The 18,472-nt window shown below is 63.5% G+C and carries 17 protein-coding genes; 9 read left to right on the plus strand and 8 right to left on the minus strand.

Going from position 1 to position 18,472, the window contains the following annotated elements; all coding sequences use genetic code 11:
* Positions 1 to 39: 39 nt before the first annotated feature.
* From AWB79_RS38000 to clcA, 5 genes are all read right to left on the minus strand, one after another.
* Entirely contained in the window at positions 40 to 201 is a 162-nt protein-coding gene (locus tag AWB79_RS38000; RefSeq protein WP_008352793.1) for a DUF1328 family protein, read from the minus strand.
* A gap of 277 nt (positions 202 to 478) precedes the next feature.
* A complete protein-coding gene (locus AWB79_RS39620; RefSeq protein ID WP_157695824.1) occupies positions 479 to 649 on the minus strand; it encodes a hypothetical protein in 171 nt (56 codons plus the stop codon).
* Between the two features lie 297 nt (positions 650 to 946).
* Entirely contained in the window at positions 947 to 1,561 is a 615-nt protein-coding gene (locus AWB79_RS22120) for a LysE family translocator (RefSeq protein ID WP_061169580.1), read from the minus strand.
* Between the two features lie 139 nt (positions 1,562 to 1,700).
* Entirely contained in the window at positions 1,701 to 2,729 is a 1,029-nt protein-coding gene (locus tag AWB79_RS22125) for an aldo/keto reductase (protein WP_061169581.1), read from the minus strand.
* Between the two features lie 114 nt (positions 2,730 to 2,843).
* Positions 2,844 to 4,181: a H(+)/Cl(-) exchange transporter ClcA gene (clcA, locus tag AWB79_RS22130; RefSeq protein ID WP_061169582.1), complete on the minus strand. Its 1,338-nt coding sequence runs from the start codon at positions 4,179 to 4,181 to the stop codon at positions 2,844 to 2,846.
* Between the two features lie 115 nt (positions 4,182 to 4,296).
* Here clcA and AWB79_RS22135 point away from each other — a divergent pair, with 115 nt between their 5' ends.
* From AWB79_RS22135 to AWB79_RS22145, 3 genes are all read left to right on the plus strand, one after another.
* On the plus strand, positions 4,297 to 6,585 hold the full coding sequence (locus AWB79_RS22135) for a VTT domain-containing protein (protein ID WP_061169583.1): 2,289 nt from the start codon (positions 4,297 to 4,299) through the stop codon (positions 6,583 to 6,585).
* On the plus strand, positions 6,582 to 7,334 hold the full coding sequence (locus AWB79_RS22140) for an endonuclease/exonuclease/phosphatase family protein (protein ID WP_061169584.1): 753 nt from the start codon (positions 6,582 to 6,584) through the stop codon (positions 7,332 to 7,334). Before AWB79_RS22135 ends, AWB79_RS22140 begins: the two co-directional genes overlap by 4 nt.
* A gap of 225 nt (positions 7,335 to 7,559) precedes the next feature.
* Positions 7,560 to 8,021, plus strand: a complete 462-nt coding sequence (locus tag AWB79_RS22145; RefSeq protein ID WP_061169585.1) for an HU family DNA-binding protein — start codon at positions 7,560 to 7,562, stop codon at positions 8,019 to 8,021.
* Positions 8,022 to 8,503: 482 nt separating this feature from the next.
* Here AWB79_RS22145 and AWB79_RS39625 read toward each other — a convergent pair whose 3' ends face one another.
* On the minus strand, positions 8,504 to 8,749 hold the full coding sequence (locus AWB79_RS39625; protein ID WP_157695825.1) for a hypothetical protein: 246 nt from the start codon (positions 8,747 to 8,749) through the stop codon (positions 8,504 to 8,506).
* A gap of 55 nt (positions 8,750 to 8,804) precedes the next feature.
* Here AWB79_RS39625 and AWB79_RS40130 point away from each other — a divergent pair, with 55 nt between their 5' ends.
* On the plus strand, positions 8,805 to 9,215 hold the full coding sequence (locus tag AWB79_RS40130; RefSeq protein ID WP_198399075.1) for a homocysteine S-methyltransferase family protein: 411 nt from the start codon (positions 8,805 to 8,807) through the stop codon (positions 9,213 to 9,215).
* On the opposite strand, the gene AWB79_RS22150 is transcribed toward AWB79_RS40130, so the two are convergent.
* Complete coding sequence (locus tag AWB79_RS22150) at positions 9,169 to 10,803, minus strand: hypothetical protein (protein WP_061169586.1); 1,635 nt, start codon at positions 10,801 to 10,803, stop codon at positions 9,169 to 9,171. The two genes, AWB79_RS40130 and AWB79_RS22150, sit on opposite strands and share 47 nt — an antisense overlap.
* Positions 10,804 to 11,891: 1,088 nt before the next feature.
* Between AWB79_RS22150 and AWB79_RS22155 the strand changes: the two genes are divergently transcribed.
* Positions 11,892 to 12,635 carry an SDR family oxidoreductase gene (locus AWB79_RS22155; RefSeq protein ID WP_061169587.1) on the plus strand — a complete coding sequence of 248 codons (744 nt, stop codon included), beginning with the start codon at positions 11,892 to 11,894 and terminating at the stop codon, positions 12,633 to 12,635.
* 7 nt (positions 12,636 to 12,642) lie between these two features.
* Here the strand turns inward: AWB79_RS22155 and AWB79_RS22160 are convergent, their stop codons facing one another.
* Complete coding sequence (locus AWB79_RS22160; RefSeq protein ID WP_061169588.1) at positions 12,643 to 14,211, minus strand: 3'-5' exonuclease family protein; 1,569 nt, start codon at positions 14,209 to 14,211, stop codon at positions 12,643 to 12,645.
* A 138-nt stretch (positions 14,212 to 14,349) separates the two neighbouring features.
* On the opposite strand from AWB79_RS22160, the gene AWB79_RS22165 reads away from it, so the two are divergent.
* The 4 genes from AWB79_RS22165 to AWB79_RS22180 all read left to right on the plus strand — a co-directional run bounded on the left by AWB79_RS22165 (position 14,350) and on the right by AWB79_RS22180 (position 18,468).
* A complete protein-coding gene (locus tag AWB79_RS22165; RefSeq protein WP_061169698.1) occupies positions 14,350 to 15,756 on the plus strand; it encodes a circularly permuted type 2 ATP-grasp protein in 1,407 nt (468 codons plus the stop codon).
* Position 15,757: 1 nt separating this feature from the next.
* Positions 15,758 to 16,711: an alpha-E domain-containing protein gene (locus tag AWB79_RS22170; protein ID WP_061169589.1), complete on the plus strand. Its 954-nt coding sequence runs from the start codon at positions 15,758 to 15,760 to the stop codon at positions 16,709 to 16,711.
* A gap of 14 nt (positions 16,712 to 16,725) precedes the next feature.
* Positions 16,726 to 17,523: a transglutaminase family protein gene (locus tag AWB79_RS22175; protein WP_061169590.1), complete on the plus strand. Its 798-nt coding sequence runs from the start codon at positions 16,726 to 16,728 to the stop codon at positions 17,521 to 17,523.
* A 78-nt stretch (positions 17,524 to 17,601) separates the two neighbouring features.
* Positions 17,602 to 18,468, plus strand: a complete 867-nt coding sequence (locus AWB79_RS22180) for a proteasome-type protease (protein ID WP_061169591.1) — start codon at positions 17,602 to 17,604, stop codon at positions 18,466 to 18,468.
* Positions 18,469 to 18,472: the final 4 nt, after the last annotated feature.

Here is an 18,472-nt window from a genome sequence, read left to right on the forward strand (position 1 = left end):
GCCCGCGCGTTTTTTTCAATGCTCGCTGCATGAAAAGCGTCATCGCCTGAACACGCCCAGCAACAAGGTCGCGAGAAAGATCACGATGAAGATGAAGAACAGGATCTTGGCGATTTCCGCCGCGCCCGTTGCAATCCCCCCGAAGCCGAACACGGCCGCGATGATCGCGATGATGAAGAAGATGACAGCGTAACGGAGCATGTAGCCCTCCCACGTGGACCGGTTGATCGAATGATTCGCATGCGGACTGTGCGGACTATGAAACGCCGCCGCTTCGCTCATCGGGTTTGCGCCGCGTATGCCGACACGTCTGGCCAGCGCGTCGCGCAGCACGCAAGCTCAAAGCAACGGCTGTGCCCGGAAACGCATGCGCCCTGTTCAGAATGCAAGAACCGGGATGCGAAAACGCCGCAAACCCGAAGGCATTGCGGCGTCGCGGATCGCGCCTGCATCAGCGCGATGGGCCCGGCTGTCGAGGCTAACGGCCTAGTGTGCGATCGGAGTCGGAATCATCGTCGATGTCATCTTCGTCATCGACGTTGTTTAGCGCATCCGGCAGGTTGTTTTGCAGCTCATCGCGTTCGATCTGATCGGCTAGGTCGAGGGATTTGCGCGTGGCGGGACCGGACGGGCGATTGGCTCCAGACATGGCGTACTCCTTGAACAGATTTCAAAGCCGCACCGAGAATTCGGCGCGAACCAACGGACTAGCAAGGCTTGTACGCGCCGGGCAATGTCGCCGCCTTAAAGGATCGCTTAAGGATCAGGCGAAGCCTCCGGGCGGGCGTGACCAGCAGACATGAGCTACGAGTGAGAAGCGCCGCCCCAATCTTGCAAGCGGGACGGCAGATTTTGCGTGCCGGCGCGTAAGGACCAGTATGCACCGGTCCAGACGCGCGGCAAAGGGGTTGCATGCGGTTCGTCGACGCATCCGCCGAGCGCGACTTCACGCGAAAAAATGGGCGACGATCGGATACAGCGAGAGCACCAGCAGCACCGCCATCGTGATGTTGAACAGACGCAGCCAGCGCGGATTCGCGAGGAAGCGCCGCAGCGACATGCCGAACGCCGCCCACATCGTGATGCACGGCAAGCCGATCACCACGAGCACGAGCGCCATCAGCGCCGCGTTCAGCGAAAGGCTCGCGTGCAGATGGATGGTGGTCGCGGCGGTGAGCACCATCATCCACGCTTTGGGATTGATCCACTGGAACGCGATGGCTTCGTGAAAGCGCATCGGACGGCCCTGGCCGTCGCGCATCTGCACCGACGAAGACGTGCCGATCTTCCACGCCAGATACAGCAGATAGGCAACGCTCGCCGCCTCCAGCACGGTATAAAGCCACGGCAGGCGCTCGAATGCCTGCGCGAGCCCGAGACCCACCGCGAGCATCAGGATCGCCATGCCGGCGCTGATTCCGAGCACGTGCGGCACTGTGCGCTTCAGGCCGAAGTTGACGCCCGAGGCGAGCAGCATCGTGTTGTTGGGACCGGGCGTGATGGTCGTCACCAGCGCGAACAGCGCGGCGGCGGGCAGGGCGTTCAGGAGTTCGTTGGGCATGGCGCGCTTCGTTAGAGGAATGACTCGATGAGCGCCAAGTGTACGGAAGCTTTCCGGTACAGTACCGGTACAAATTGACAGAGGGTTTCCGGTACGGTGTCCGGCGCGGCGACGGGCGCCGCCGCGTCTTTCGATGAAATCAGACAGGAAATGGATTGCGTTCCGCGAACCCTTGCTGATGCCAGTACGGATAAGCCGGCCGCACGGTGCTCGCTTCATCGAGCTTTCTGACCTGCTCGGGCGTGAGGTTCCACCCGACCGCGCCGAGGTTCTGCCGCAGTTGCTCCTCGTTGCGCGCGCCGATCAGCACCGTCGCCACCGTCGGGCGCTGCAGCAGCCAGTTGAGTGCGACCTGCGGCACCGTCTTGCCGGTTTCCGCGGCGATCGCGTCGAGCGCGTCCACCACGCGATACAGATACTCGTCCGGCACCGGCGGCCCCATGTCGGCGGTCTTGTGCAGACGGCTCGTCTCGGGCAGCGGCTGGCCGCGCCGCATCTTTCCGGTGAGACGTCCCCAGCCGAGCGGACTCCATACGACCGCGCCCACGCCCTGATCGAGCCCGAGCGGCATCAGCTCCCACTCGTAATCGCGGCCGATCAGCGAGTAGTAGGTCTGATTCGCGACGTAACGCGGATAGCCGTATCGATCCGCCACATCGAGCGATTTCTGCAGATGCCAGCCGGAAAAATTCGACACACCCGTATAGCGGATCTTGCCCGCGCGCACCAGATCGTCGAGCGTCGAAAGTGTCTCTTCGACGGGCGTTTTCGCATCGAAGCCATGCAGCTGGAACAGGTCGATGTAATCGGTCTGCAAGCGTTCCAGCGCAGCATTCACCGCGCGGATGAGATGAAAGCGCGACGAGCCCACCGAGTTCGGATCGTCCGGGTCGAAGCGGAAGGTGGCCTTCGTCGAGATGATGACCTTGTCGCGCCGGCCCTTGATGGCTTCGCCCAGTATCGATTCCGACGAGCCGAGCGAGTAGAGGTCGGCGCTGTCGAACATGGTGACGCCGGCTTCGAGGCAGATGTCGACGAGCCTGCGCGCCTCGCTCACATCGGTTTCGCCCCAGGCCTGAAAGAATTCGCCCTTGCCGCCGAAGGTGCCGGTGCCGAAGCTCAGAACGGGAACCCTGAAGCCCGAAGCACCGAGATGTCGATATTCCATTGCATGTCCTCGTGGATGAAGTCGAAGATGCGCCGTGAATGCCTAAGCAACACGGCGCGACGAACGTCCGTCGACGAGACTACCGCAAGGTTCTGCCGCATGCTGGAGCAGGCGTCAGCGTTTCGCCGCCGCCGCGCGCGCGCCGAGCGAATCGTAGATCGGCGGGATGCGCAGGAGCATCGGCACGATCATCGCGGTGAAGCAGGCGGTGAGCATGGGCAGCAGCAGCGTGAAGCTCGCCGTCATCTCGGTGACGAGCACGATGCCCGTGACCGGCGCGCGCACGACCGCGACGAACAACGCGGCCATGCCGACCACCGCGAACGTGGCGGTGTCGCCGGTCGCGGGCGCGATGCCGGGGAACCAGTCGAGGCACACGCGGCCGAACACGAAGCCGGTCTGCGCGCCGAGCGCGAGCAGCGGCGCGAACAGGCCGCCGGGCGTGCCGGCCGCATAAGACAGCGGGCCGAGCACGAAGCGCACGGCGAACATCGCACTGACGCCTGCCATCGCGCCGCGGCCCAGAAGCACCTGCTCGGTGAGCACGTCGCCGCCGCCGGCGAGATCCGGCGCGAACCACGCGAGCAGGCCGACGAGCGCGCCGATGAGCGACGCGCGCGCCGTCACGCGTGCGACGGAAGTACGACGCGCGAGCCTATCCGTGATATCGAGCGTCCAGAGAATCGCCCGGCTATAGGCCGCGCCGATCAGGCCGAGCAACAGGCCCAACGCGATATGCACGCCCGACATCGCAAAGCCGGGAAAGGGCTGCGCGGGCACGTGGAAGTCGGGCAGATCGCCGTGCAGCAGCCGCGCCATTGCGATCGCGCTCGCCGATGCGCCCAGCGCCGCGACGGTCGTGCGCATGTCGAAGCGGCGCATCAGCTCCTCGAGCACGAACACGGCGCCCGCGATCGGCGCGTTGAAGGCGGTGGCGAGTCCCGCGCCCGCGCCCGCCGCCAGCAGCACGCGGCAATCGATGGCATTGCGTCTGAAGAACCGGCCGATGGCATGCGCGATCGATGCGCCCATCTGCACCGTCGGCCCTTCGCGGCCGAGCGCGAGCCCCGCGCCGATGGCGAACACGCCGCCCGCGAACTTGATCGGAATGAGCACGAGCGGAGCGGGCGGCAAGCGTCCGTGCAGCACCGCTTCGACATGGGGAATGCCGCTGCCGCTCGCCATGGGCGCGAAGCGCGCGACGAGCCACGCGGCGAGCCCGGTGGCCGCGGCAGCCGCGAGCACCACGAGCACGATGGACAGCGCATGTCCGGCATGCGCCCACGCGACGAACGCGAAGCGCATCGCCTCGGCGCGTTCGAGCGCGAAGCGGAACGTCACGCCGATCGCGCCGGTGACGGCTCCCACGATGACCGAAGCGAGGGCGAGCGGAACGATCCCGGCGCGCTCATTGTCCTGAGTGGCGGCCTGCGTGACTTCGTTATCGTTCATCGCGGATGACGCTCCAAAGCCGGCACGTGCCATGAAGCGTAACATCGCGCGGTCCGGCTGGCATGGTGCTTGCAAAACGAAAGTCATTTAGCCGACGGGTGTTGTCGAGAAGCACATGATCCACGCAAACGAGGACGAGCCGTTCTTTCAGCCCGGACGCAACTGCGCCAGCGTGCGTCACGCGCAGCGCTTCAGTCTGCTCATCGATGGCGCGGATTATTTCCGCGTGTTGCGCGAGGCGATCACGCGCGCGCAGCGCACGGTGTTCATTCTCGGCTGGGATATCGACAGCCGCATGAAGCTCACCCCCGAAGGCGCGAACGACGACTATCCCGAGGCGCTCGGCGAATTCCTGCATGCGGTCGCGAACGACAGGCGGCGTCTGCGCATCTATATCCTTGCGTGGGACTTCGCGATGCTCTACGCATTCGAGCGCGAGTGGCTCCCGGTCTACAGGATGGGCTGGCGCACCAACCGGCGCATCGCGTTCCAGATGGACGGCAGGCACCCGCTGGGCGGCTCGCAGCATCAGAAGCTGGTCGTGATCGATGATCGTCTCGCGTTCGTCGGCGGTCTCGATCTGACGCGCTCGCGCTGGGACACGACCGCGCACGCACCGGACGAGCCGCTGCGCCGCGACGCCAACGGCGCGCCCTATCAGCCGTTCCACGATGTCCACACGATGTTCGATGGCGAAGCCGCGCGCGAAATCGGCGTGCTCGCCCGCGAGCGCTGGTCGCGGGCATGCGGCAAGCGGCTCGCGATCCGCGCGCATCGCGCAGCGCTGGAACATGATCCGTGGCCGCCTTCGCGCCGCGTCGATCTCGAAGATGTCAAAATCGCCATCTCGCTGACAGAACCCGCGTATCTGAATCGCGAGCCCGTGCAGCAGATTCGCACGCAGTATCTCGACGCAATCGCGCGGGCGCGGCGCAGCATCTATATCGAGAACCAGTACTTCACTTCGGGAACGGTGGGCGCCGCGCTCGCCGATTCGCTCGCGCGCGGCGACGGCCCGGATCTCGCCATCGTCGTGCCGCGCAACCAGAGCGGCTGGCTGCAGGAAGTGACCATGGGCGTGCTGCGCGCGCGCCTGCACAGGTTGCTCAAACAAGCCGATACGCACGGCCGATATCGTCTGCTGTGCCCGAGCGTGCCGAAACTCGGCGACGAGATCGTCAACGTGCACAGCAAGCTGATGATCGTCGACGACGAACTGCTGATGGTCGGCTCCGCCAACCTGAACAATCGTTCGATGGTGCTCGACAGCGAGTGCAACGTGTCCATCGACGCAGGCGCCGATGCGCGCATCCGCCGCGCGATCGCGACGATGCGCGACACGCTGCTCGCCGAACATCTGGGCTGCGAGATCGCGGACGTCGTGCGCGAACGGCAGGCGCGTGGCGGCATGAACGCCGCGATTCAGGCGCTGTTGCGCGAGCGCGACGAGCATCGCACGCTGGTGACGCTCGATCCGCAAGTGTCGACCGAACTCGATCAGTTGATTCCGCCCGAAGCGTTGATCGATCCAGAAACACCCATCGCAGCCGATGAACTCGTCGATCAGTTCGTGCCCGTGCAGAAGACGCGGCCGCTCATCGGCCGCTTCGCGCTGCTCGGCGCGCTCGCGCTGATGGTGGTGCTGATCGCCGGGCTGTGGCACTGGACGCCGCTTGGCGATTACGTGAACCTGAAGTCGCTGACGAACGCAACGCGCCGTATCGATGCATGGCCGCTCGCACCGCTCTGGGTCGTACTCGCCTATATCGTGGCGGCGGTCGTCGCGGTGCCGATCACGCTCCTGATCGCGAGCGCGGGTGTCGTCTTCGGCGCGCTGCAGGGTGGCGCGTATGCCTTCATCGGCACGATGATCGCGGCGGCCATTTCCTATTCGCTCGGCAACTGGCTCGGCCGCGACGCCGTGCGCAAGCTCGTGGGCGCGCGCGTCAACCGCTTGTCCGAGCGCGTCGCGAAGCGCGGCATCGTCGCCGTCGTCGTGCTGCGGCTCCTGCCGGTGGCGCCGTTTTCGATCGTCAATCTCGTCGCGGGAGCTTCGCATATCCGCATGCGCGACTTCATGCTCGGCACGATGCTCGGCATGGGACCCGGCATTGTGCTGACAGTGGCGTTCGCGCATCAGCTCATTGCTTCGCTGCATCGTCCGACGGTCGGCTCGTTCGCGGTGCTGATCGCAATCGGCGCGGCGCTGATCGGCGTGTCCTTGCTGTTGCAGCGCTTTCTGGGCCGCGCCGATCAGCATGCCGCGCACGAAGGCGCGCCCAGCGACGCCGACAAGCCGCGCGCCAGCGATGAAGCGAAGCGCGCGAGCGAGCTTCGTGGCAACGGCGCGATGCAGCGCGATGCAGCGACGAAAAGCGAGCGCCCCGACGAGGTCAGCTCATGACGCCGGCGTCCGATACCGTCATCGAACGCGGAGGCATGAGCGCAGCCCGCGCGCGCGAGCTGCGCATCGCGACGTACAACCTGCATGGCGCGGTGGGCATAGATGGGAGATTCGCGCCCGAGCGCATTGGTGAGGTGCTCGCGGAAATCGACGCCGATATTTTCGCGCTGCAGGAAGTGCCGCTCGGCGGCCGCGGCTCGCATGACGTGCTCGACGTTCTGCATCGCATGACGAAGCTGCACGCGGTGGCGGGCCCGACGCTCGACACACCCGAGCGCCGCTATGGCAACGCCGTGCTCACGCGCTATCCGGTGCGCGCGGTGCGCACGCTCGATCTGTCGTTCCGCAGCCGCGAGCCGCGCGGCGCGCTCGATGCCGACATCGACTGCGGCGGCGAACTGTGGCGCGTGGTCGCGACGCATCTCGGTCTCGCGTCGAGCGAAAGGCGCGCGCAAGTGGAGCAGGTGCTGCAAAGCTTCGATACGCCGGCGCTGCCCGTGATCCTGCTCGGCGATCTCAACGAGTGGTTCGTCCATGGCCGCACCTTGCGGCGGCTCGTCACGCGGTTTCATCGCGCAAGCGCGTTGCGCACCTTTCCGACACGCTGTCCGCTGTTCGCGCTCGATCGCATCTGGGTGCATCCGGGCGAGCGTCTGATGCGCGTCGATGTGCATCGCACGCGGCTCTCGCGCATCGCGTCCGACCACTATCCGTTGATCGCGCATATCGCGCATCGTTCGATCGATTGAACGTTTACACCTTGCCTGAAGTGCTAAAACGCATCGAAGAACATCGCCGATGATGCCCGCATGGTCCATGTGTCAGCGCGACACCACGAAAAACCCCTATAAAAACGATATAAAAGCGTAAAAGACTCGCACGAACTCGCCTGGCGTATGTAGAATCCGGCGTGATACGAACGCATCGGTGCGGACGTATTCGAATATCACTGACCAAAAACAGGTAGGAGAAACATGTCGACTTCCGCTAAAACCGCTGCCAAGAAAGCTCCGGCCAAGAAGGCCACGGCAAAGACCGCCGCACCCGCACCGGCGAAGAAAGCAGCAGCACCCAAGGTTGCCGCGAAGAAAGTAGCCGCGAAGAAGACCACGGGCGCTCCGTCGCCGATCAAGGACACGTTCACGAAGGCATCGCTCGCCACGCATCTGGCAGAGCGCGCAGCCGTCGACGTGAAGGCAGTGAAGGCCGTGATGGTCGCGCTGGAAGACACCATCCTGGGCTCGATCCACAAGAAGGGCGCCGGCGAGTTCACGCTGTCGGGCCTGCTGAAAATCTCGGCGCAAGCCGTGCCGGCGAAGAAAAAGCGCTTCGGCAAGGACCCGTTCACGGGTCAGGAGCGCTGGTTCCCGGCCAAGCCGGCAAGCGTGCGCATCAAGGCGCGCGCGCTGAAGAAGCTGAAGGACGCAGCGGCTTAAGGTTCGCTCGCAACATTGAAGGCTTCGGTTTCCATGAAGAAATCGAAGTCTGATTGAAAGAGGCCAGTTTCCCTTCGTTGGGAAGCTGGCCTCTTTTGCATTGCGGTTTCTCGCTTCCGACTACTTCCCTTCGTTGTATTGCGCGAAGATCCGCGAAAAGGAAGAACAAGAAAATTCGCGATAGATATCCCGGAGGGAACGCTGGTCTCAACGTTGTTGCGTTCGGTCAAAACAAATATCGTGCGGATACTGTTTCGCTCGATATAAGTAAGCCACCGTTGTTTCGGTCGAACAGGGATCAGTGCGGCCAATGATTTCATAGCTGCGTCGCGTGGACTTCGCAGCGAATGCAGGCTTCGACTGAAACAAGTGGCAATGCCTCGACGAAATCCGTGCCACCGATGCCCCTCGAAGTTGGACGAAACCGTGCCTGGTGTAAGGTTCATTTCCGCCAATGGGTGCGTTTATTCGGCTAATGGGAGTCATTCGGTCGCCTTGTTTCGACCATACGAGGTCGACTCTCCGAGGCTCAGCCAGGATGTGCATCCGCGGCCTTCGCAACACGTCAGATGCCTTGTGTAGACGCCGTTGCAGAAATGGCGAATCTCAACATCAGCAGCAACGAGAACGAAGAGGAACGGCTGATGCAGTTCGTCGCAGTGCTTGACTGCCAGTTTCAGGCTGCCCACGTCGACGGGCATATCGAGCTTGCGCACGCGCCCGTGCATCGGTTCGCATAGCTCCTCTCCTGCGGCCGCCAGCGCCTCTGCCTCGGCGTTCCTGATGGGGGTGATCGTCCCTTTCGTGCGGGAAATGGCGGTTGGTTACAAAAAGAGGCCGAAGATCAACGGTTTGCGATCGGGTGAAACCGTGCTGGGCAGTGGGGGCGCGTGGCTCCACCGCATTCACGGCATCTGCGCGAACGCTTCACGGCGCAGCCACGCGGAACTCGACGACGGCAACGCAGAGGAGTTCGGCGCCCAGTATCGTGCGCCGAATGCGTTATTGCCGCGCATGAACGTGGTGGCTGGATGCTGTGCCGCGGATCACCGTCACGTGGGCGCCATTGGTAATCCATTGAAGGGCGCAAGAGGATCGGAGCCGAGAAAAGCGCTGCCGATCCGGCGCTACACCCGCGCCATTCACGTCATCGACAAGTGCGCCGCTCGTACAGCGACCATGCTCCCGAATTGATCACCAAGGCCACGTCGCATTCGTCATTGGCAAAAAAATTCGCCGGCAGGGGGCCTTCCTTATGAACGAAGAAATACCGATACATGCGGCCGTGATCCATCTTCCAGTCGAAGGCTTGTGGTGATTCTTCGAGCCTCGACGGTTGCAGGGCAAACTGCTCGGGCCTGAAGCGGACGATCGGCGCAACGAACACTGCGAAGTTCAAATCCACGAAGCCGTGTTTCTCCGCCTGATACCACACGGCCTGATGCATGTACGCTCCAGGGGTCCGGTAAGCGTCGCTCCCTCGGTCGAACACGAGATTGAGTGCGCGCTGACCCGGCTCCGTCTTCGCGAGCAACTGATCCAGCGCGGCGTTTTCCGCGACGAACCGGTGCAGACGCACAGCCTGATCCGCAAGAAAGATCCAGCAACCCGCGATGATTGCGAACTGCAAGACCGGACCGCGCAGGCTTCGGAGCAACGGGGTGGATGCTGCCGTGGACGCCGCGTGGGACGGCTTCGGGACGGCGAACATTAGCGCGTATGCGGGCAGCAGAAACAAGGCGAAGCGCTGATACAGAAAGACCGTCCCGACCGCAGTGCTTGGTGCAAGCAGCCAGACGATCGCCACGACGAGAAACGGCACCACGGCAGCCCGGTCGGGATTGATCCTGTCGCGCCAGAGCCATGGTACGGCGGCCATCAGCGCGACCACCGGCAGGAACATCGCGCTCTCCTTCGTCGGCCCCCAGACGAGCACGGGTAACGAAAACACACGCTTCCAATTGGTCCAGCCCCAATCGAAGTCGTCGTGCGCCGTGATCACCTCGCCGGCGAGCGAACTGCTCGTGTGGCTCCAGATCGCATAGGCGATGCATAGCAGACCGAGCGGCACGAAGGGCGCGAGCGCGCGCATCTTTGACGCAAGCGAGCGCTGCTTGACCAGCACGAAGCCGACTCCGACCGCGCACGCGAACAGAAACACAAGGGCATGACTGAAAAACATCACTGTTCCCGCAAGGAAGACGCCGACGCCTAGCCTGACAGAAGGCGTCGTGGCGAAGCGATGCGCGAGCCACATGAACAGCATGCCCACGGGAGCTGCGACCAGAAAAGTGAACAGGCCCCATGCAAACGAGACGCCGAAAAAGCCCGGGACGAAGAGCACGTCGAGCCTCGGGTCGCCGTTGAGGTGTCTGCGAAAGCCGACGCACGACGCCACGAAGCCGAGGTAAGAAAGCATCATCAAGAGCTTGACCGCGGCGGCGACGGGCATCACATAGGCGAGCGGCAGCGCGAGTGCATAACCAATCAAGTACGGCGTGAACAGATTGATGTGGACGATGTTCTTCCACGGCGAAGCATGGTCGAGCAGGTCACGCAGCAACGCGACTTGCCCGACGTGCTGCGCGAAGTCACCCAGCGGCGGCCGCGGAGCAATCCAGAACAGCACTGCGCCGTATAGCACCGTTACGATGAAGAGCGCACGCGGCAACCATGCGATGAGAGAACCGCCGCGCGAAAACGACGGCGTGGCGGATGACGCGACAGTTTCCGCGCGCGCCGGACCGGAGGGCGGCGTCGAGCCTTCGACGGGCATGTTCATGACGTTCGCTCAGTGATGAAGCGTGGACGATGCGTGGCCCTGGCGCGTTTTCGACATCGACGCCCGGCCGGGAATTGGCGGCCTCGTGGAACGACGCGCGCACATGGCTCCTATGCCGGAGCGGGGCAAGCCGAATGCAGGAACAATGTAGTCGTGCAAGTCACCGTCGAAAACCGGTAGACGGGACCACGTCGTTGCGATGACGCTCTCTTCCTTGCAGTACGGCACGACGAGATTCAACGCCGTCATCACGCACCCCCGATGTCGAAGATACATCGATCAACGGTGAGCCGTTGAACGAGATGTGACACGGTTTTGTTTTCTTTCCCTTCCTTCAGGAAAGGTCGATTTCAACGGCTTCTTCTTTCGTAAAGACCGGCACGCGGGGTGCGGGCGGACACATGGTGCAACGCACATACTACGCGTAGTGCAAAAACAAATTCAAGAAACTTCGCAGCTTCAGCCTGGCGCGACACTGGCCTCCGACGGCGAACTTCTAAAAAGCGTACGTCTGATGAATCTCGACCATCGGAGCATCCGTTCGCGTATTTTCCGTTTGCCTAAGCGAGTCCGCGTCAATGTATCTCATGGGAAGCCTTTTCGCCCTTATGGAAAAAACCTCTGGAATGCCCACGTTTTGTTGATTAGGATACCGTCCCGCACCGCACACTTTCGGTTGCCGGATTCGCCATATAAGTGAACGCCCACTCGCTTTTCGAGTTATACCCGATTCGCTCTATCGTCCCCACTGTCAACATCCATGCGTTCGGAAAGAAGAGCTGGAGCGACAGCTATCAAATCCACATCCTGCTTTATTGCCTCTTAATGTTATGGGCACTAGCGGCAATTACCGATTGTCGACGTGATAGCGCGGCACCTGCACGATGGGACCTAAGCCTTCAGTTCGACGACTTCGATTCGTTCATTCACCGTGAATTCGAGCGGCGACACGCGGCCCGTGGCCCTCGATACATCTACTCGGGATTGTTGAAGCGACTGGGGCGAAGATACCAAGCCACGCACGTTGATCGCGAAAACGGAATGATTCATCATGCCTCCCATCGCGCACTAACTTTCGGGAGCACATCATGAATCAGACGGACAAACAACGCGTGGCCATCGTCACGGGCGCATCGCGCGGCATCGGAGCGGAGATCGCGCGGCGGCTTGCGCGGGAAGGCTTCGCCTTGGCGGTGAATTACGCGTCGAGCGCGAAGGAAGCGGATGCGCTCGTCGCCGAGTTGCGCGAAACCGGTGGCGCGGCCATTTCGGTAAAGGCGGACGTCGCCAGCGCGGACGACGTGCGCCGCATGTTCGAAACCGTCGAAGCGCAACTCGGACCGGTCTATGCACTCGTCAACAACGCGGGCGTGATGAAGACCACGCCGCTCGCCGATACGAGCGACGCGCTCTACGACCAGACCTTCGACATCAACGTGCGCGGCACCTTCAACACGCTGCGCGAAGCGGCCTCGCGCATGAAGAACGGCGGACGCATCGTCAATTTTTCGAGCACGGCGCTCGCGCTCAATCTGCCCGGCTATGCGATCTACAACGCGACCAAGGCGGCGGTCGAATCCTTCACGCATGTGTTCGCGAAGGAATTGCGTGGACGCGGCATCACGGTGAACGCGGTTGCGCCCGGGCCGGTCGCGACCTCGCTGTTCCTCGAAGGCAAGACAGACGAGCAGACCGCCACGTTCTCGAAGATGCCGCCGCTCGAAAGACTCGGCCAGCCCGACGATATCGCGGCGGTCGTCGCGTTTCTCGTCAGTGCCGATGCGGGCTGGGTCAACGGACAAGTGTTGCGCGCAAACGGCGGCATCGCCTGAGCGTCTTTCAGAACGTCAGCGCGAATTGATCGGCGGTGATGGGGCGGCGCTTCTGCGCGTGCCTCGTCGCCTGCGTGACGATCGCGCGCGCCGGCGCATCCTGCGCGACGAGATGAAACGCGGGGCGCGCATCGCACGCGATCCATGTCAGCCGCGCCGATGCGAGGCGCTTCGCGATCACGCCATACACGTCGGGATCGAAGGGACGCAGATCGGGGGCATCGGCGAGCAGGGCGGCGATATCGTCGCGCGTCGCGCACGTGCCGATGTAACACCATCGATCGATCACATGCCATGCTTTGCGGCCCGTGGCTTCATCGCGTTCGCTGACGGCAATTGGCCCTTCATGCGGCCAGCGCACGAGCCTCGCGTCTTCCAGCGCGGCCAGCGCGCGCGCCGCATGATCCGCGAATGTTTCGGCGCCCGCGCACGATCCGAGGCAGCGTTTCACCTGGAAACCGAAGCAGCCGCGACCGCGTGAAAGCGGCGCTTTTTCAAGGCCGAGGGTCGCGTGACAGAGATTGTGTTCGTCGGCGAGATGCCGCATGAACGCGTGCGCCTTGGCGCGCGTCGCGAACACGCCGAACAGATGTTCCTCGCGCGACAAATCGCGCCTGCTCGCCTTCAGAAGCACCGGGGCATGCGCGCCCGGGAGCCACTGCCATGCGCACGCGGCGGACGCGCCCTTGAGCATCCGGTTGTGCGTCGGCTTCAGTTCCTTCACGAGCCTCGCTTCGAGCAACAGCGCGCCGAGTTCTCCGACCGTCTCGCGGATTTCGATACGACGGATGGCCTGCGAGATCGACAGATCCTTGGCAAGCCGGTGATCGCCCGAAAAATGCGCCGCGACGCGCTGCTTCAGGTTGATGCTCTTGCCCACATACAGCGGCACGTCGTCGTCGCCGTGAAAGAGATAGACGCCGGGCGTGGACGGCAATGCATCGAGCGCGCCTTCGGGCAAGGCCGCGGGCAGGCTCGCGCGTTTCACGAGCGCCTTGATCGCGGCATCGACGAGATCCTGCGAATAGAGTGCGTGAATCTTCTGCCAGAACTGCCAGAGCAGATCGGCGTCGGCGAGTGCGCGATGGCGTGCTTCGGGCGCGAGATCGAATCGTGCGATGAGCGCGTCGAGCCCATGCCGCTCGACCGATGGAAACAGCGCGCGCGACAGCCGCACCGTGCACAGCGTATCCGCGCGAAACGCGATGCCCGCGCGACGGAATTCGTTCTTGAGAAAGCCGTAATCGAAACGCGCATTGTGCGCGACAAAGAGCTTGCCGTGCAGGCGCTCGGCGAGCGCGGGCGCGAGCGCTGCGAAAGTCGGATGGCCGCGCAGCATTGCGTCTTCTATGCCCGTCAGGCGCGAGATGAACGGCGGCACCGGCACGCCCGGATCGACGAGCACGCTCCAGCGCTCGATGCCTGCCGTGCTCGCCTCGACCACGCCGATCTCCGTGATGCGGTCTTCGGTTGCATCGGTTCCGGTGGTTTCCAGATCGACGAAAACGATCGGACGCGCGAGACCGGCGAGCAGGGCGTCAGCGAGGGAATCGGCTTCTTCGAAGGCTTCGGACATGACGGAACGCGGAACGTAAGGGGAAAGTCTAGCGCGAAAACTTCGCGCACCATGAATGCGCATGAAAAAAGTGGCGCACGTTGCGCACTTTCGTCCGATACTGCAATGAAACGCGCCGCAAAAACAAGGACGCACATGATGCAGATCTACGATGAAATGCGTCAGGACGACACCGTGCGCAGCCATTACGCACGGTTTTCCCGCTGGCTTTCGCTGCAGAGCCCCGAGACGATCGCGCGCAAGCGCGCCGAGGCGGACGTGCTGTTCAGGCGCGTGGGGATCACTTTCGCGGTGAACGGCGACTTGTCCGGCACCGAGCGCCTGATCCCGTTCGACATGATTCCGCGCATCATTCCGGGCGACGAATGGCGCGTGCTGGAAGCCGGTTTGCGGCAGCGCGTGCAGGCGCTCAATCTCTTTCTGCACGATATCTATCACGACGGCGACATCGTGCTCGCCGGGCGCATTCCCGCCGCGCAGGTCTACACCAACGCGCAGTATCGGCCGGAAATGCAGGGCGTGGACGTGCCGCTGGATATCTACGCGCACATCGCGGGCATCGACGTGGTGCGCGCGGGCGAGGCAGGCGTATTCTACGTGCTGGAAGACAATCTGCGCGTGCCATCGGGCGTGTCGTACATGCTGGAGAACCGCAAGATGATGATGCGGCTCTTTCCCGAACTGTTCGTGCAGAATCGCGTCGCGCCCGTCGCGCATTATCCCGACCTGCTGCTGGAAACGCTGCGCTCGATCGCGCCCGAAGGCGTCGACGATCCCGCGGTCGTCGTGCTGACGCCGGGCATGTACAACTCCGCATACTTCGAACACACGTTTCTCGCGCAGCAGATGGGCGTGGAGCTGGTCGAAGGCAAGGACCTGTTCGTCGACGACAACTACGTGTTCATGCGCACCACGCACGGGCCGCGCCGCGTCGATGTGATCTATCGCCGCGTCGACGACGATTTTCTCGATCCACTCGCGTTTCGCGCGGATTCGGCGCTCGGCGTGTCCGGCCTTCTGACGTCGTATCGCGCGGGCCGTGTGACGCTCGCGAACGCAATGGGAACCGGCATCGCCGACGACAAATCGATCTACCCGTTCGTGCCCGACATGATCGAGTTCTATCTCGGCGAGAAGCCGATATTGAACAACGTGCCGACGTATCAGTGCCGCAAGCCCGACGATCTCGCCTACACGCTCGCGCATCTGCCGGAGCTCGTCGTGAAGGAAGTGCACGGCGCGGGCGGTTATGGAATGCTCGTCGGACCCGCATCGACGCACGATGAAATCGAAGCGTTCCGCGCGCGGCTCGCGGCGAAGCCCGAAGGCTATATCGCCCAGCCGACGCTCGCATTGTCCGCGTGCCCGACCTTCGTCGAAGCGGGCATCGCGCCGCGTCACATCGACTTGCGGCCGTTCGTGCTGTCGGGCCGCGAAGTGTCGATGTGCGCGGGCGGTCTCACGCGCGTCGCGTTGCGCGAAGGCTCGCTCGTCGTGAATTCGTCGCAGGGCGGCGGCACGAAAGATACCTGGATGGTCGAATGACATGCTGAGCCGAACCGCCGATCACCTGTTCTGGATGGCGCGCTACATGGAGCGCGCGGAGAACACCGCGCGCATGCTCGACATCAACCTCGAAGGCGCGCTCCTGCCGCAGACGCCCGAGCAGGAAGCGCGCGCGCAACGCTCGGTGCTGAAGATCTCCGAGCTGGAAGCCATGTTCGACGAGCGTCACCCCGGCTCGCTTGCGCGCGAGGACATGCTGCACTTCATGGTCGCGGATGCACGCAATCCATCGAGCATACTTTCCTGTCTTCAGGCGACGCGCGAGAACGCACGCGCGGTGCGCGGCACGCTCACGACCGAGGGCTGGGAAACCATCAACTTCACGTGGCTCGAATTCAATCAGCGGCTCGCGAACATGGAGCTCGAAACGGGCCCGGACGCGCTCTTCGAATGGGTGAAGTACCGCTCCAATCTGTGCCGCGGCGTGATGCAGGGCACCGCGCTGCGCGACGACGCGTTCTTCTTCATGAAGCTCGGCGCCTATCTGGAGCGCGCGGACAACACGGCGCGCATTCTCGACGTGCGCTTTGCCGATGCGACACCCAACTCGCGCGAGGCCGCGCGTCAGCTCGAAGACTTCTATTACTGGACGTCGATACTCAGTTCGGTTTCGGCGCTGGAGATCTATCGCAAGGTGTATCGCGATGTCGTGACGCCGGCGCGCGTCGTCGAATTGCTGATTCTCAACGAGCAGATGCCGCGTTCGCTGATTGCATCGCTCGACGGCGTCTGCGAGACGCTCGCGAAGCTGCGCACGGATGCGTCGAAGGAATGCGAGCGCTTCGCGGGCAAGCTGCGCGCCGACGTGCTGTATGCCGACATACGCCAGATTCTGGAGACGGGCGTGCATGCGTGGCTGACGCAGTTTCTCAAGCGCGTCGACGAACTCGGCTTGCGCGTGATGCATACCTTTCTCATGTTGCCGATCGCCTGAAGATCGCCTGAACCATGCTGCTCACCATTCACCACGATATCCGCTACCGCTACGCCGCGCCGGTCACGTATTCGATTCAGCAGTTTCGCGTGACGCCGGCGAGCGGCGCGTCGCAGATCGTGCGGCACTGGCATGTCGAAGCGCCGGGCAAGCTCGACGCCACGCGCGATGCTTACGGCAATGCGCTGCACACGCTCGTGCTGACGAAGCCGCACAACGAGATACATGTGAGCGTGAGCGGCGAAGTCGAGACCGAGGCGCTCGCCGATGGCCGCCTCTACGATGAAGCCGGTCCGATCCCGCTCGAACATTTCACCTGCGCGACCGCGCTGACCACGCCCGATGAAGCGATCCGCGATCTCGCGCAACGGGTGCCCGCGCTGGATACGTCCGCGTCCCTGATCGCGCTGGCGGAGCAGATCGCGCAGCGCGTGCGCTACGTGCAGGAGCCCGCGCAGGCGGCGGGCACGGCGGCGCAGGCGCTCGCGCGCGGGGTCGGCGACGCGCGGGATCACGCGCATCTGCTGCTCGCGTGCTGCCGCGCGCACGGCATACCGGCACGCTGCGTGAGCGGCTATGTGGATGCGAACGCTCAAGATGCCGTAACGATGCACGCATGGGCCGATGTCTGGATCGAACACGGCTGGATATCGGTGGATGCGACGCAGGCCGCATTCGCGGGCGAGCGCCATTGCCGGGTGGCCGTCGCGCGCGATGGCGAGGCGGCGGCGCCGGTGCGCGGCTCGCGCGTGGGCGGAAAGGAAGAAACGCTCACGGTGCGCGTCGCGTTCGAATCGCGCATCGACCAATGACTCGCCGGTGAAAGGAAGGATGCGACGCCCGGTCGCGCTCAGTACAATGGCGGTTTGTTTGTTTCAGGAAGTATCGACATGACTTATTGCGTGGGCATGTGCGTGGACGAGGGACTGGTGTTCCTGTCGGACACGCGCACCAACGCCGGCGTGGACCACGTGAGCGCCGCGCGCAAGATGATCGTTTTCGAGCAGCCGGGCGAGCGCGTGATCGTGCTGCTGGCCGCCGGCAATCTCGCGCTGACGCAGGCGGTCACTCAATTGCTCGCGGAGCCGTCCGATCCGAACGCGCCCACGCTCTACAGCGCCGCGACGATGGCGGAAGCGGCGCGCATCGTCGGCGATGCGGTGCGCGAGGTGCATCGGCGCGATGCGCTGTCGCTCGCGGAATTCAGCGTCGACTTCAATTGCAGCTTCATTCTCGGCGGCCAGATCTGCGGCCAGCCGCCGCGCCTGTTCATGGTGTATGCGGCGGGCAATTTCATCGAATCGACGCGTGTGTCGCCGTATTTTCAGATCGGCGAATCGAAGTACGGCAAGCCGATCATCGATCGCGTGATCACCCCGGCGTCGCCGCTCGACGAAGCCGCCAAGTGCGCGCTGATTTCCATGGATTCCACGCTGCGCTCGAACCTCTCGGTCGGCTTACCGCTCGATCTGCTCGTGTACGAGAAGGACTCGCTGCGCGTCACGCGCTTCGCCACGCTCGACAACAACAGCGCGTATTACCAGATGATCAACAAAACCTGGGGCGAGCGTCTGCGGCAATTGTTCGGCGAGATTCCGAACCCGTCATGGACCGATCTCGCCGATGTGCCGGTGCGTCCGCGCGACACGCGCAGTTCGGTGCCGCGGCTCGTGATCGGCGATCTGCCTTGTCCGGATGCGCCTGCGCAGACGCTCGCGGAAGACATGACGCCAAAGGGCAACGCGCCGCAACAGTAAGCGG

This window comes from Caballeronia hypogeia, assembly GCF_001544875.2.
Taxonomy (GTDB): domain Bacteria; phylum Pseudomonadota; class Gammaproteobacteria; order Burkholderiales; family Burkholderiaceae; genus Caballeronia; species Caballeronia hypogeia.